General features: G+C 61.5%; 14 protein-coding genes and 1 pseudogene. 8 read left to right on the forward strand and 7 right to left on the reverse strand.

What is annotated here, in order from left to right; all coding sequences use genetic code 11:
• Window positions 1-128: 128 nt before the first annotated feature.
• The 5 genes and pseudogenes from hsdR to M3N55_RS16145 all read right to left on the reverse strand — a co-directional run.
• Window positions 129-2,051: pseudogene (gene hsdR / locus M3N55_RS16125) on the reverse strand (EcoAI/FtnUII family type I restriction enzme subunit R); the annotation flags it as partial.
• 73 nt (window positions 2,052-2,124) lie between these two features.
• Entirely contained in the window at window positions 2,125-3,273 is a 1,149-nt protein-coding gene (locus M3N55_RS16820) for a restriction endonuclease subunit S (RefSeq protein WP_249060897.1), read from the reverse strand.
• Window positions 3,270-4,718 (reverse strand): class I SAM-dependent DNA methyltransferase, encoded by a 1,449-nt coding sequence (locus tag M3N55_RS16135; RefSeq protein ID WP_249060898.1) that lies wholly within the window; start codon window positions 4,716-4,718, stop codon window positions 3,270-3,272. The genes M3N55_RS16820 and M3N55_RS16135 overlap by 4 nt, the downstream gene beginning before the upstream one ends.
• Window positions 4,719-5,123: 405 nt before the next feature.
• On the reverse strand, window positions 5,124-5,762 hold the full coding sequence (locus M3N55_RS16140) for a cytochrome b/b6 domain-containing protein (protein WP_249060899.1): 639 nt from the start codon (window positions 5,760-5,762) through the stop codon (window positions 5,124-5,126).
• The gene (locus M3N55_RS16145; RefSeq protein ID WP_249060900.1) at window positions 5,762-6,067 is read right to left on the reverse strand and encodes a PepSY domain-containing protein; all 306 of its coding nucleotides are present in this window, start codon (window positions 6,065-6,067) and stop codon (window positions 5,762-5,764) included. The genes M3N55_RS16140 and M3N55_RS16145 overlap by 1 nt, the downstream gene beginning before the upstream one ends.
• A 128-nt stretch (window positions 6,068-6,195) precedes the next feature.
• Here M3N55_RS16145 and M3N55_RS16150 point away from each other — a divergent pair, with 128 nt between their 5' ends.
• The 3 genes from M3N55_RS16150 to M3N55_RS16160 are packed head-to-tail and all read left to right on the forward strand — an operon-like array spanning window position 6,196 to window position 8,520.
• Window positions 6,196-6,501, forward strand: a complete 306-nt coding sequence (locus tag M3N55_RS16150) for a PepSY domain-containing protein (protein WP_249060901.1) — start codon at window positions 6,196-6,198, stop codon at window positions 6,499-6,501.
• Between the two features lies 1 nt (window position 6,502).
• Window positions 6,503-7,162, forward strand: coding sequence for a response regulator transcription factor (locus M3N55_RS16155; RefSeq protein ID WP_249060902.1), 660 nt, complete (start codon window positions 6,503-6,505; stop codon window positions 7,160-7,162).
• On the forward strand, window positions 7,159-8,520 hold the full coding sequence (locus M3N55_RS16160; RefSeq protein ID WP_249060903.1) for a sensor histidine kinase: 1,362 nt from the start codon (window positions 7,159-7,161) through the stop codon (window positions 8,518-8,520). The genes M3N55_RS16155 and M3N55_RS16160 overlap by 4 nt, the downstream gene beginning before the upstream one ends.
• Window positions 8,521-8,691: 171 nt before the next feature.
• Here M3N55_RS16160 and M3N55_RS16165 read toward each other — a convergent pair whose 3' ends face one another.
• Window positions 8,692-9,579: a LysR family transcriptional regulator gene (locus M3N55_RS16165; RefSeq protein WP_249060904.1), complete on the reverse strand. Its 888-nt coding sequence runs from the start codon at window positions 9,577-9,579 to the stop codon at window positions 8,692-8,694.
• 94 nt (window positions 9,580-9,673) lie between these two features.
• Between M3N55_RS16165 and M3N55_RS16170 the strand changes: the two genes are divergently transcribed.
• The 5 genes from M3N55_RS16170 (at window position 9,674) to M3N55_RS16190 (ending at window position 12,785) form a co-directional block, all read left to right on the forward strand.
• On the forward strand, window positions 9,674-9,958 hold the full coding sequence (locus M3N55_RS16170) for a DUF2218 domain-containing protein (RefSeq protein WP_249060905.1): 285 nt from the start codon (window positions 9,674-9,676) through the stop codon (window positions 9,956-9,958).
• Between the two features lie 23 nt (window positions 9,959-9,981).
• On the forward strand, window positions 9,982-10,869 hold the full coding sequence (locus M3N55_RS16175) for an MBL fold metallo-hydrolase (protein WP_249060906.1): 888 nt from the start codon (window positions 9,982-9,984) through the stop codon (window positions 10,867-10,869).
• 73 nt (window positions 10,870-10,942) lie between these two features.
• Window positions 10,943-11,299 carry an antibiotic biosynthesis monooxygenase family protein gene (locus tag M3N55_RS16180; RefSeq protein ID WP_249060907.1) on the forward strand — a complete coding sequence of 119 codons (357 nt, stop codon included), beginning with the start codon at window positions 10,943-10,945 and terminating at the stop codon, window positions 11,297-11,299.
• Window positions 11,300-11,361: 62 nt separating this feature from the next.
• Entirely contained in the window at window positions 11,362-11,967 is a 606-nt protein-coding gene (locus M3N55_RS16185) for a protein-methionine-sulfoxide reductase heme-binding subunit MsrQ (protein ID WP_249060908.1), read from the forward strand.
• A 44-nt stretch (window positions 11,968-12,011) separates the two neighbouring features.
• On the forward strand, window positions 12,012-12,785 hold the full coding sequence (locus M3N55_RS16190) for a nuclear transport factor 2 family protein (RefSeq protein ID WP_249060909.1): 774 nt from the start codon (window positions 12,012-12,014) through the stop codon (window positions 12,783-12,785).
• Here M3N55_RS16190 and M3N55_RS16195 read toward each other — a convergent pair.
• The coding region (locus M3N55_RS16195; protein WP_249060910.1) for a hypothetical protein at window positions 12,766-13,067 on the reverse strand (302 nt) is incomplete at its 5' end. The two genes, M3N55_RS16190 and M3N55_RS16195, sit on opposite strands and share 20 nt — an antisense overlap.

The raw sequence follows: 13,067 nt of genomic DNA on the forward strand, positions 1-13,067 counted from the left end.
GCAGATCTTCAGGGCGCTCGCAGCCCTTCAGAAGTTCGTCCAGCAGTTCCTTGGAAATCGTCATCGTCCTTGCTCCTCTCAGGAAGCATGGACCAGATCCCGGTTACACAGAAGATCGGACACTCTCGATCGCTCCAAACTTTGCGCAGATGTTCTTCATCTGTGATCAACCCGGTAAGATCTCCGAATAGCCTTTCCATGAATTCTTGAACTGAAATCGGTTTTCCATCCGGTCCCCAATAGGTGGTCGTGGCGAGATACCGGATCGCCCGAGTTTTGCCATCGGCGAGCTGGATCCTGATTTTTGCCTTCGGTTCATCCGTGCCGCCTTCATCATCGGGGCCACCTGTGTCAGTCGGCTCCGTAGGCTTGGGCTCTGTTGGCCCTGGACGTGGTGGCTCTGGGTCTATCGGCTCGCCGTCCCATTCCGGATCATTGAAATTCTCATGTGCCTTCACGAAATCCCAGATCGTGAAGAAATCCTTGCCCTCATAGACCCGCGTCCCGCGCCCGATGATCTGCTTGAACTCGATCATCGACCGTATCGGGCGCATCAGCACGATGTTGCGGACATTTAGCGCGTCCACACCCGTCGACAGCTTTTGCGAGGTGGTCAGGATCGTCGGGATGGTCTTTGCATTGTCTTGAAAGTCGCGCAGGTGTTGATCCCCTGTCGCGCCATCCTCTGCTGTCACGCGCACGCAGTAATTCGGGTGGGTGCTGGTCTTCACCTGATTGATCAGGTCTCGCACCAAGGCTGCGTGCTCTTGGGTGGCGCAGAACACCAATGTCTTATGCCTTTGGTCGATCTGGCCCATGAATTCGCGCACGCGGCTCAACTCGCGCTCTTCGATAATCACGCGCGTGTTGAAGTCGCCCTCGGTGAAGGTGTCACCGTCTTCAACCTCACCTTCCAGCACCTGATCACTGCCTTCGTAGACATATTCATCAATCGTGCTGGCCATCTGGCGCACTTTGAACGGCGTCAGGAAGCCGTCCTCGATCCCGTCACGCAGGGCGTAGGTATAGACCGGTTCGCCGAAATAGGCGTAGGTGTCGGCGTTGTGCTTGCGCTTTGGCGTGGCGGTCAGGCCAAGCTGGGTGGCGGGTGCGAAATACTCCAGCAGCCCGCGCCATTCGCTTTCATCCTTGGCGCCGCCCCGGTGGCATTCGTCGATGATGATGAAATCGAAGAAATCCGGGTCATACTGGCGGAAAATTGGCTTGCCCTCACCGGTCATGAAAGTCTGGAAGATGGTGAAGAACAGGCTGGCATTGCGCGGCACGCGACCGCCAGTCTTGCGCAGCGTGGCGGGGTCTATGCGGGTTATGGCATCGGACGGAAACGCGCTGAAGGAATTGAACGCCTGATCGGCCAGAATGTTGCGATCTGCCAGAAACAAGATACGCGGGCGGCGCACGGGTTCTCGGGTGATGTTCCATTTGGCGTGAAACAGCTTCCACGCGATCTGAAACGCGATAGAGGTTTTGCCGGTCCCCGTGGCCAGCGTCAGAAGGATGCGGCGCTGGTCTTGCGCGACGGCTTCGAGGGCTGCGGTGATGGCGTTGTGCTGGTAGTAGCGCGGTTGCCATTTGCCGCCGTTTTCCTCGAACGCCACGGCCCCGAAGCGCTCGCGCCAGTCATTGTGGTCGGCAAAGCTGCGCGCCCAGAGCGCGTCGGGCGAGGGGAACGGCAGGTCCATATCCCCTTCGGCCCCGGTGGCCATGTCGATCTGATACCAGTTCAGGCCATTGCTGGCATAGGCATAGCGCGATCCAAGGCGGGTGGCGTAGTCCTTGGCTTGGCCTGTGCCGCTGCGGTGGCTGACGCCTGCGCGTTTGGCTTCCAAAACGGCGAGCTTCTGGCCTTTGTGGATCAGGACGTAATCGGCAGACAGCCCTTTGCCGCGCGTGCCGCCCGACTGGATGCGCCCAGGGCAGATGACTTCACGACGCACCTTGGAGCCGTTCTTGCCCCAGCCCGCGCGCGCCAGGACGGGGTCTATGCGCTCGGCGCGGGTATCGGCTTCGGTCTCTTCGTGAATGCTCATCTTCTTTACTCGCTCAAGCGCATCCCGAAAACTGGGCACCGGTTTTCGGATAAGATGCGCGTTTTAAAATAGGTCATGTCAATTCGCCCGCGAAGGCTTTCTGCAAAAGGGATTGGCGAAGGTCGTCAAGGTCTTGCATTTTTACGTCGTAAGTAACTTCCAAGTCTTTCAGAGGCCCACGTAGACTTTCCATCATTCTTACAATTTCTTCCTGCGCCCTGACTGAGGGTAGTATAATTGGATATGTCTTGAGTTTTGAGGCACTAATGTTCGCCTGATTGACGCTTTTTCCTGATATGGAGCGACCATAATCTCGGGCGCTCTTGCTATTCAGAAACATATTTAAGAAGTCAGGAAGCAAGTTGCTTTTGTCGTAGTGCACTCGAATCAGGTAGCCTGCAAATATCGCGGGCATATCGCCTCGGTAGATTGCAGTCTTTCCAACATGTTCGAGGCTGTTGGTGCGATTGAATAAGACATCACCGTCGATCAATTTGAGTTTCTCGATGTCGGCGTCGGAATCCGTGTAGACAAGATCGCTCCAGTCAATCTCGCCCGATTGAAGATTGCCCATGCGAAGTACGGGCATCTTGCCCTTTGGCTGTGATTTCGAAGATGTGCCGTATTCAAAGCCAGTACAAACCTCGCCGATAGTGGTTTGAATGGAAACGTCTCTGTGTTTGAGAAGCTCGTGTTCAAATATCAGAGCAAGCAACTCCCGCGCGTTTTGCAGGTTGGCTTCGGCGTGGGCGCGGGCGCGGGCCAGACCCTCGAAGGCCTCATCCAGAACCGCAACAATCCGCTGTTGTTCTTCGAGCGGCGGATATCCGATGCGAACTGGCGCGAGAGACTTGCGCGTTATCTGTGGCTGTGCTGCCCCAGTGATTACGCCGTTTAAATCGACCGCACCGCGAAAGAAGTATTCAACATAGCGCAATGAAAGATCGGTGACCTTTGGGCGGACGACCATAGCGTTTCCTGTAATCCAAGAGAACGGATCGGAGATATTGACAGAGCCACATGTTGCGCCTCGGCATGTCACTAGGAGTTGTGACTCCTCGTGGTTGTATTCGGTGTAGCGCCCAATAACGCCGTTGGCTCCGAAAACAGGATATGGGCCGTCTGGCACCATTTGCTTCGAAGAAATCGTCTTGGGTTGATAGATGTCGCAAACGTCTCCGAGCGATACTTCTTTCCAACCCTCTCGCTCTAAATCCTTCACAACATCCCCCGGATATTCTCCAGAATGTCTGCCGTCTCGGCATCCCGCGCCAGCATGTCGGCGATGATCTCTTCGGGGCTGCGCAGCGCTTCGGCCTCGGGCGCGTTGGGGTTCTTGACCGACAGATCAAACGTGTCGTCATCCAGATCGGCGCGGTTCACGATCCAGCTTTTCGGCCCGTTCGGTCGAGTGCGTTGGAGCTCGATGAACTCCGCCAGATCATCGTCATTCAGCGGGTTGGTCTTGCCCATGCTGCGCCCCGGATCGAGCTGGTAATACCAGATGTCCCGCGTCGCAGCGCCCTTCTCGAAGAACAGCACCACGGTTTTAACGCCCGCCCCCTGAAACGTGCCCTGCGGGCAATCGAGGATCGTGTGCAGTTCCGCCGCCTCCAGCAATTCCTTGCGCAGCGCAACAGAGGCGTTGTCTGTGTTGCTGAGGAAGGTGTTCTTGATCACCACCGCCGCGCGGCCCCCGGCCCGCAGCTTGCGGATGAAGTGTTGCAGGAACAGATAGGCGGTCTCGCCCGTGCGGATCGGGAAGTTCTGCTGCACCTCGCGCCGTTCGCCGCCGCCAAACGGGGGATTGGCGAGGATGATGTCGTGGCGATCTTTCTCCTGAATATCCATCACGTTCTCATTGAGCGTGTTGGAATGGATCAGGTTCGGCGTCTCTATCCCGTGCAGGATCATGTTCATGATGCCGATGATATAGGCCAGCCCCTTCTTTTCCTGCCCATAGAAGGTGCGGGTTTGCAGGGTTTCCCAATCGGTGCCGGTGGTGGCCAAGGGGCGCAGGTGATCGAACGCTTCGCACAAGAAGCCCGCAGAGCCGACCGCGCCGTCATAGATGGTTTCGCCGATCTTGGGGTCCGTCACCTTGATCATGGCGCGGATCAGCGGGCGCGGGGTGTAGTATTCGCCCCCGTTGCGGCCTGCATTGCCCATCCGCCGGATGCGGGATTCGTAAAGCTGTGACAGCTCATGCCGCTGGGCCTGCGTGTTGAAAGCCAGTTCATCGACCGTTTCCAGCACATCGCGCAGGATATAGCCCGAGCGGAACTTGTTGCGCAGTTCGGTGAAGATTTCGCCGATCTTGTATTCGATGGTGCGGGGGCCGGTCGCCGTCTCGCGGAAGCTGGCGAGGTAGGGGAAGAGGTTGTCATTGACGAAGCGAATCAGATCGTCGCCGATCAGAGCGCGGTTGTGGTCGAGTTTGCCCTCGGTCTTGGGCGCGGCCCATTGGTCCCATGTGTAGCGGCCCTTGATAATGGGGGTGTAGTCCTTGCCATCGAGTTCAGCGCGGTCGCGGCGCTCGGATTCCAGATCGTGCAGGTATTTCAGGAAAAGCACCCAAGAGGTCTGCTCGACGTAATCCAGCTCATTGGCCACGCCTTCTTCATTGCGAAGCTCGCGCTCTATCCGGTTGAATGCGTTGTCATACATGTGGGGACCTTTGAAACCTGCCTTACGCTAAATGAACAGCTTGCAGCCATCCGTGCAAGCCGGAAGGCTCGGCTGGATCAATGTCCGAGCTTCGCGGGGTTGCTCACATGCTCCAGATGCAGATGCCCCGACTAATTGCCAACGAGAACGGCCCGAAGCAGTCCTTCATGGGAAGCCCAGATGCCGCAGCGCAGCTTCACCAGACCGGCCATTCGCCCACCTTGCAACATTTTCACTCAAGCGCAGCGACCAAGGCTAGAGAAAGACATTGGCCGGGACGGGTCCGACGAACGCCAAGTATCCATGTGCGCTGCCAATCGGATCACGTGGACAGAAAACGTGTTTTCCATGCCTTGCGCGGCCGCGCTTACGGCCGGGACCGTCTTGGGGCCCGGCCGTAAGGCGTCATTCGGCGCTTCGCTTGCGCCCGTCGATCATCGCCCGGACGAGGTTTTCGCCATGGGCGCGGCTGGCCCATGCGACGCCCGCGAGATGCAGCAGGATCAACAGGAGCGTCGCGTTGGCAGCAAACTCGTGGATCTCCTCGAACGCTTCACCGCCGCCGCCTTCGCCATGCTCGCCGTATTCATCGTGATCCTCGTCCTCCTCGGCCCAGATTGGCAGGCTTGCCGATGTGACGATGCCGGCCAGCGGCCCCTGGCCTTCTTCGACGGCCAGGGTTGCCATGCCCGAAAGCGCCGTGACCGCGAGCGCGAACAGCAGAGCGAGGGTCATCGCTCCGCCCGCCGGGCTGTGGCCCAGATGGCGCTCTGCGCGGCCAGTCAGAAGATCGCGCAGATAGGCGAAAACGCGGCCCGGCCCGGTGACGAAATCCGAAAACCGGGCGCGGCGCGGTCCGACAAGGCCCCAAAGGAGGCGCAGCGCGACCGTGACCGCGATGGCATAGCCCGCAGAGGTATGAAGCCATTGCGGCTCGCCTCCGGTGAGGTATGCGGTGGCGAATGCCACCGCCAGAACCCAGTGGCCGATCCGGATCAGAGGATCCCAGACTCGGACCAGCCCGTTGTCAGACGCATCGTCCATCAATCGTAGTCCCGATCATTGCGATCATCATCGTCTTCGCGATAGGGCAGCGCGGCGCCCGTGGCGGCATCCAGATAGGCCTCTACCCGCATACCATTGGCGTCGATCATCTCGACATCGTAGCGGCCGCGTTCCAGTTCGATTTCCAGAACCGTGTAGCCCTGATCTTCCAGCATGGTGGCGATCTGCGCGATGCTCATCCGGTTTTGGGTTTGCGCCGGGGTCTGATCCTGCGCGCTGGCCCCGAGGGCGAAAAGACCCAGGGCAGTTGCGAGCGATGCGGAAAAGAGGATGGTGCGTTTCATGGCGATTCTCCTGTTGCCTAGGCAGCCAACGTGGCCGCCGATGCCCCCTTCTGCCCCACACCGCCTGACGCCCCCCTGACCCGAACTGTCAGCTTGCCGTCAGGTTGCCGAGCGTACACACTGACCCCATGAAACACACCGCCCTGATCCTGTGCCTGTCCCTGATCGCCGCGCCTGCGCTTGCGGATCGTGATGACCACGACCGCGCCCGCCTGGCCTTGGAGGCCGGGGAGATCCTACCTCTTGCAGACATCCTTGCCGCGGCCGAGGCGGCACGTCCGGGCCGGGTGATCGAGATCGAGCTTGACCGCGACGACGGGCGCTGGATCTACGAGCTGGAACTGGTTTCGCCCGAGGGCTTTCTCTACGAGATGGAGCTCGACGCGGCCTCCGGCACGATCCTCGAGGTCGAACGCGAAGAGGACGACGACTGACATGCGCGCCCTTGCCGTGGAGGATGACCCGCGTATCGCCAAAGACCTGCACGCGGCCCTGAGCGCGGCGGGCTTCCGCGTGGAAGGCACAGGCGACGGGGAAGACGCGTGGTTTCTGGGCGATACCGAGGATTACGACCTTGTCGTGCTGGACCTCGGGCTTCCCAAACTGGACGGACTTGCGGTGCTGAAGCGGTGGCGCGCGAACGGGCGCAGTATGCCGGTTCTGGTGCTGACGGCGCGCGGCACATGGCAGGAGCGGGTGGAGGGGATCGAGGCAGGGGCCGACGATTACCTGCCCAAGCCCTTCCGCATGGAGGAGCTGATCGCGCGGGCGCGCGCGCTGGTTCGCCGCACCGGCGGCCACGCGGCGGCCTTGCAGGAGGCCGGAGACCTCAGCCTCGACACCAACCGCATGGGCGTTGCGTTGCGGGGCGTGCCAGTGCAGGTCACGGCGCTGGAATACCGGCTTCTGGCCTATCTCATGCTGCACCGGGACCGACCCGTGCCGCCGACCGAGTTGCTGGAACACCTCTACGGGGAGGATGACGCGCGCGAGGCCAATGCGCTTGAAGCGGTCATCGCGCGCCTGCGCCGCAAACTGGGGCCGGGTATCATCGGAACCCGCCGTGGCTTCGGGTATTTCCTGGAGGCCGCATGAGCTTGCGCCTGCGCCTTGCGCTGGCAGGCGCGCTTGCCATCCTGCTCGCGCTTGGCTTGGCCGCCTTGGGTCTGGCGCAGCTTTTCGGGGCGCATGTGGAACGCCGCGCCACGGCCGAGATGTCAGTGCAGCTTGACCAGGTCATCGCCGGGTTGGATCGCGGGCCCGAGGGGCTGGACCTGGCCCGGCCGCCAGCCGATCCTCGCTTCTCCGTGCCCTATAGCGGGCTTTACTGGCAGATCGAGGAAGTGGGCAGCCTCCGGCGCTCCCGCTCGCTCTGGGACGCGGCGCTCGACCTGCCTGCCGACACTCTGGGCGATGGCGCGGTCCACGTGCATCGGCTGGCAGGGCCTGACGGCGCGGACCTTTTGGTTCTGGAACGCTCGATTACGCTGCCGTCGCGGCTGGGCGGTGGGCCGGTGCGGGCGGCGGTCGCGATGGATGCGTCTGAGCTGGTCGCGGCGCGCCGCGCCTTCATGGCCGATCTTTCCCCCTACCTCGCCCTTCTGGCCCTTGCGCTCAGTGCAGCGGGCTGGGTGCAATTGTCGATCGGCCTCCGCCCGTTGCGCAGCCTCGGCGCACGGATCTCCGCCCTGCGAGAGGGACGGGCCGAGCGCATGGGTGGCCACTGGCCGGTCGAGTTGCGCCCGGTCGCGACGGAGATTGACGACCTGCTGGCCGCCCGGGAAGCCGAGACAGAACGAGCCCGCACCCGCGCCGCCGATCTGGCGCATGGGCTGAAGACCCCCCTGCAGGCGCTGATGGGGGAAGCGGACCGCCTGCGCGGGGTCGGCGCGACAGAGCAGGCCGACGGCATCGAGGAAACTGCCCGCGCCATGCGCCGCACGGTCGACCGCGAACTGGCGCGGTCGCGAACGGCGGCACGGGCTGTCGATGCCCAAGCCGATCCTGCCCGTGTCGCAAACGGCCTGATCGCGGTTCTGCGGCGCACGCCCGAGGGGGCGCGGCTGCACTGGCTGCAGACGATACCCGAGGGTCTGGCGGTTGCCCTGGATGAAGCGGACCTTGCCGAGGCGATGGGCGCACTGGCCGAGAACGCGGCACGCCATGCGCGCAGCAAGGTGGTGATGTCGGTGCGGGTGCAAGGTGATCGAATGCAGCTTACGATCGCGGATGACGGCGCGGGCATCGCGCAAACTGACTGCGATCGGCTGATGCGCCGCCACGCGAGGGCCGATGAAACGGGCACCGGCCTTGGCCTCGCCATCGCGGCCGACATCGCCGAGGCGGCGGGCGGCACGTTGGTGCTTGGCGATGCCGCGCCGGGCCTCGCCGCTTCGCTTTACCTGCCATTGGCGCGCGGCACTCAAGCCCGCCCGATGGAAAGGCACGACTGAGATACGACACCAAAAGGCTTTCGCGTGCGGCCCAGAAGAGACATTCATTGCCGTAACCCACGCTTGAATGCAGCTCCCGCAGACCGGTCATTTGATTATTCTGCGGAACCAAGTGATCATTGAAGGCAGCTTCATACAAGCAGGCGCTTGACTGCCGCAGCCTCGCCTTTGCTAATCCGACTTCCCGTGTTCTTGGGTCAAGAAATCGATCAAACGGCGGGTCAGTTTCTTTTGGGGTCCGATATCTGGCCAGACGGCATAGACACCCAGTTCAGGGGGCGACCATTCCGGAAGCACCTCCACAAGGCGGCCCTCGGCAAGTTCGAGATCGACCTCGCTGGTAGGAAGGTGCTGGATGCCGAGGCCTTCCAGCACCGCCAGCTTGGCCGCCGAGAGCGAATGCACCTCAAGGCGGACATTCTCGGGCTCGAAACTGATTTGCTCGCTGCCCTGCACCAAAGTGATCGCATTGGGCAGCATAGCCAAGGAGATGAAGGCCGCTTCTTTTAGATCTTCGAGCGTATCGATCTTGGGGCGGCTGGCCAGATAGGCGGGGCTTGCGACGAGTTTGCGCCGGAAGCTGCCGATCCGTTTGCTTTTCAGCGCGCTGTCGCTCAGCACGCCGAGGCGTATGGCCAGGTCGAAACCTTCCTTCACTAAATCGACCGGATGCTCGCTGGTATGGATCGACATCGCGATCATCGGGTGGCTGCGGACAAACCGCATCAGGCTCCGGTGCCAGGGGCTGCGTTCACCGAAACCAGGCAACGTCACCCGCAGCGCACCCACCGGCGTATCGGCCGTATCTGCCAACATGTCCAGCGCCTCATCGGCGGCCGCCACCATGGCGCGCGCCGGGGACAGGATCGCCTGACCTTCCGGGGTCAGGGATAGCGACCGGGTGGACCGGAAGAACAAGGATGCCCCGAGCCGCGCCTCCAGTTTGGAGATGTGATGGCTGACCACGGAGGTGGAGAGCTTGAGCCGACGCCCCGCGCCGCTGAAGCTGCCTGCCTCATGCACGGCCACGAAGACCGCCAAGGCGCGATAGTCATCCATCTTTCTAATCCATCGAACAGTGATGCCTGAGAATTTTGGATAATCAAAAGGCGGGCCGCTGTCTATCTCTGTCCCTGTACGAAAGGAGGCCGAGATGACCGCGAGTAGACTGCACCTCAACACCCCCAAAGGGTCCCAATATCTGCAACAGCTTTGCAAGCATTTCGGCCACAAGGTGCCCGTAACCTTCAGCCCTTCCGAAGGCCGCGTCACCCTGCCGTTCGGCACTGGCGAAATGGCCGCCTCGGAGACTGAGTTGACGATCACCGTCCAGAGCCAAGCGGATGACTTGGCACGGATGGAATGCTTTGTGGGCGATCACCTCGCGCGCTTCGCTTTTCGCGAAAACCCAACCCTGACAAGGCAGCGTTCTGCCTGACCTTCACCTGACAGGAGACACCTATGCAACCGACAAACCTTTCCCGCCGCGGCCTGCTGCAAGGCGCGGTTCTGACCGCAGGGGCGGCTGCGTTCTTGCGCACGGCCCTGACCCCGGCACCGGCCCGCGCGCAGATGGGCGATATGCCCTCCGGCACCGTCCACAGCTTCAGCACTGGCGGGGTGACGGTTCACAGCTATGTCTCGCCGGCGCAAACCGTGCATGTGACCTCGCATGTTCTGGAACTGGGTGATGAGCTTCTGGTCTGCGACGCCACCATGATCCCGCCGACCGCCGCCGAAGTGGCCGCGCTGATCGCATCCACGGGTAAGCCCGTCCACACTGCCTATGTCAGCCATGAGCATCCCGATCACTGGGGCGGCGTTGCCGCGGTCGAGGGCGTCACCTACAAGACGCTGCCGCAAATCCGCGAGGCCATCGCAGCCGAGGCTGCCAATGGTGAGTTCGCCGAGCCGACCAGCCTGCTTCAGGGCGAGAACCTTGTCCTTGGCACCACCGAGATCGGCGGCGTGACGGTTGAATTCCGCCACTACGAGGCCACCGAGGCCCCGCATATCATCGTGGCCGTCCTGCCCGAACAGAAGATCGCGATCGTGCAGGATCTTGTCTATAACGGTGTGTTCTTCGCCCCCGGTGTCGATCGCCAGAACTGGATCGCCACGCTGGAAATGCTCCGCGACGACCCGGCGTTCGAGACGTTGCTGGTGGGCCACGGCCTGCCGACCACGCGCGGCGAGTTCCACACCGCGATTGAATACCTCAAGGTCATGGACCGCGTGTGGCAGGACTCGGCCAATCCGGCAGAGTTCATCGAAACCATGCAGGCAAGTTTCCCGGGATATGCCGGCGAATTCCTGCTGAGCCTTGCAGAGCCCTACTGGGATCGTTGAGGCATCCCGGCGGCCCCGACAGGGGCCGCCCACGTTTGCAGATTTTCAAGACACTGACCAAAAGGAACAGGACATGATCCGCAACATTCTGACGGCCGCCGCCATCATCACCGGGGCAAGCATGGCCCATGCCCAAGAGGCCACAGTGGTTGAGATCGCCACGTTCGATTTCGCCGAGGGCGTGACCGCGGAAGAGTTCGCGCCCGTCGATGCTCGTATCGAGGCCGAATATGTCAGCCAGCAGCCGGGCTTCGTGTCCCGCGAAACCGGCGCCACCGAAACCGGTTGGGTCGTGCTCGTCCATTGGGAGAGCGCCGAAGACGCGCAAGCCTCCATGGAGAGCTTCGCCACGGCGCCCGCAGTTGAAGAGTTCATGGGCATGCTGGATGCCTCCACCATGGCCATGACCCGCTACGATCTGACCGACTGAGTCGATCGGGCCGCCTCATTTCGCGGGCGGCCCCTTCTTAGCGTCCGCCCGGGAGCACGACCATGACGACCTTGACGCGCCTTCTTTCGCCTTATTGGCTATGGGCGCTTCTGGCCCTGCCGGGGCTGGGCTTCACCAACATGCTGGTCGCCTCGAGCGATCCGCGCATCGCACATGAATTGCTGCACCCGACAGGCGAGTTCGCCGCGCGCTTCATGATCATCGCCATGATGGCCACGCCGCTGGCGCTGCTCTTGCGGGGCTGGCGAGGGCCGCGCTGGCTGGTGAAGAACCGCCGCTATTTTGGCGTTGCCGCCTTCTTGTACGCCGCCGCGCATACGGCTCTCTACCTCGTCGATGAAGGCAGCGTGGCGAAGGTGCTGGCCGAACTGCCGCACCTCTATGTCTGGACCGGTTGGCTGGCCTTTCTGATCCTCGTCCCGCTGGCCATCACCTCCACCGATGGCTGGGTCCGCCGCCTCGGCGCGCGCTGGAAGATGCTGCAACGCACGACCTATGCCGCCGCCGTGTTAACCCTGCTGCATTGGGCCGCGCTCCATGAGTGGGGCGGCATCGCGCCAGCCTTGGTGCATTTCGGTCCGCTCGCCGCACTGGAGGCCTATCGCATCTGGTATTGGCAGCTTCGCCCTACCATTCAAACAAGCTGAGGACATCCCACGTCTCATGCGCATTACAGAAAGGACCAATGCACATGCCATCGGCAAAGCAAAACGCCATCAACCTCTATATGGAAGGCATCCAAAAGGGCAGACCGCGCGAGGCCGTCGCCGCCTATACCGGGGAGCGCTACACCCAGCACTCCACCGGGGTGGCCGATGGGGCGAAGGGCTTCATTGCGTTCTTTGAGCCCTTCATTGAACGCAACCCCGTGCGAGAATTCCAAGTGGTTCGCGCCTTGCAAGATGGCCGTCATGTCTTTCTGCAGGTCTATCAGAACATCAACAATGGCGAGGCCGAATGGCTAACCACGGATTTCTTCGACAGCGATGAGAACGGCAAGATCATCGAGCATTGGGATGTGATCGCGCCGGTCAAACCAGCCAACCCTTCAGGGCGCAGCCAGACCGGTGGGCCAACCGAGATCACCGATCTCGACAAAACCGCCGCGAACAAGGGGCTGGTGGTGGATTTTATCAAAACCTGCCTGATCGGGCGTGATCTGACACGCATTCCGGAGTTCATCAGCTCGGAGCAATACATCCAACACAACCCGGATGTCGGTGATGGGTTGGATGCCTTCCTGACGCTGTTCTCCGCCGAGGATTGCCCTTTGGCCTATCAAGAATGCTTCTTGGCTGTGGCCGAAGGCAATTTCGTCGCCACGCTCAACCGGGCAACATGGGAGGGTCAGGACACTTGCCAGGTTGACCTGTTCCACGTCGAGAATGGCAAGATCGTCGAGCATTGGGACAATGCCGAGCCGGTGCCACCAAAAGAAGAATGGGTCAATTCAGGCAAGTTCTGACGCGACAGGGGCAGGTGTCGCGCCGACATTCGACATGGAGTGTTTCGCCGCCTGCCTCGTTGCAAGCAACTGGCTTGGCTGAGTGTCGGACGTTTTGAATGTCGGCATTCTCTTTCAAAATCGGTTCAGCGCATATGCGCAGCGAACGGCCGCTTTCCTGAAGGTTTTTCGATGTGGGCCGCAGCACGACGTTGGCGGCCATGAGCTTGCGGCTCACGTTGACAAACCTCGGAAGGAGGAAGCCGCGGGGGTCTTGGATTGGCCTATGGGGAAAGTGTGCAG

The organism is Roseinatronobacter domitianus (genome assembly GCF_023336755.1).
GTDB lineage: Bacteria > Pseudomonadota > Alphaproteobacteria > Rhodobacterales > Rhodobacteraceae > Roseinatronobacter > Roseinatronobacter domitianus.

Coding starts and splice junctions, on each gene's coding strand:
- M3N55_RS16190 (WP_249060909.1), top strand. CDS start 12,012: ATGCCATCGGCAAAGCAAAACGCCATCAACCTCTATATGGAAGGCATC.
- M3N55_RS16185 (WP_249060908.1), top strand. CDS start 11,362: ATGACGACCTTGACGCGCCTTCTTTCGCCTTATTGGCTATGGGCGCTT.
- M3N55_RS16145 (WP_249060900.1), bottom strand. CDS start 6,067: ATGAAACGCACCATCCTCTTTTCCGCATCGCTCGCAACTGCCCTGGGT.
- M3N55_RS16135 (WP_249060898.1), bottom strand. CDS start 4,718: ATGTATGACAACGCATTCAACCGGATAGAGCGCGAGCTTCGCAATGAA.
- M3N55_RS16150 (WP_249060901.1), top strand. CDS start 6,196: ATGAAACACACCGCCCTGATCCTGTGCCTGTCCCTGATCGCCGCGCCT.
- M3N55_RS16170 (WP_249060905.1), top strand. CDS start 9,674: ATGACCGCGAGTAGACTGCACCTCAACACCCCCAAAGGGTCCCAATAT.
- M3N55_RS16140 (WP_249060899.1), bottom strand. CDS start 5,762: ATGGACGATGCGTCTGACAACGGGCTGGTCCGAGTCTGGGATCCTCTG.
- M3N55_RS16175 (WP_249060906.1), top strand. CDS start 9,982: ATGCAACCGACAAACCTTTCCCGCCGCGGCCTGCTGCAAGGCGCGGTT.
- M3N55_RS16160 (WP_249060903.1), top strand. CDS start 7,159: ATGAGCTTGCGCCTGCGCCTTGCGCTGGCAGGCGCGCTTGCCATCCTG.
- M3N55_RS16165 (WP_249060904.1), bottom strand. CDS start 9,579: ATGGATGACTATCGCGCCTTGGCGGTCTTCGTGGCCGTGCATGAGGCA.
- M3N55_RS16180 (WP_249060907.1), top strand. CDS start 10,943: ATGATCCGCAACATTCTGACGGCCGCCGCCATCATCACCGGGGCAAGC.
- M3N55_RS16155 (WP_249060902.1), top strand. CDS start 6,503: ATGCGCGCCCTTGCCGTGGAGGATGACCCGCGTATCGCCAAAGACCTG.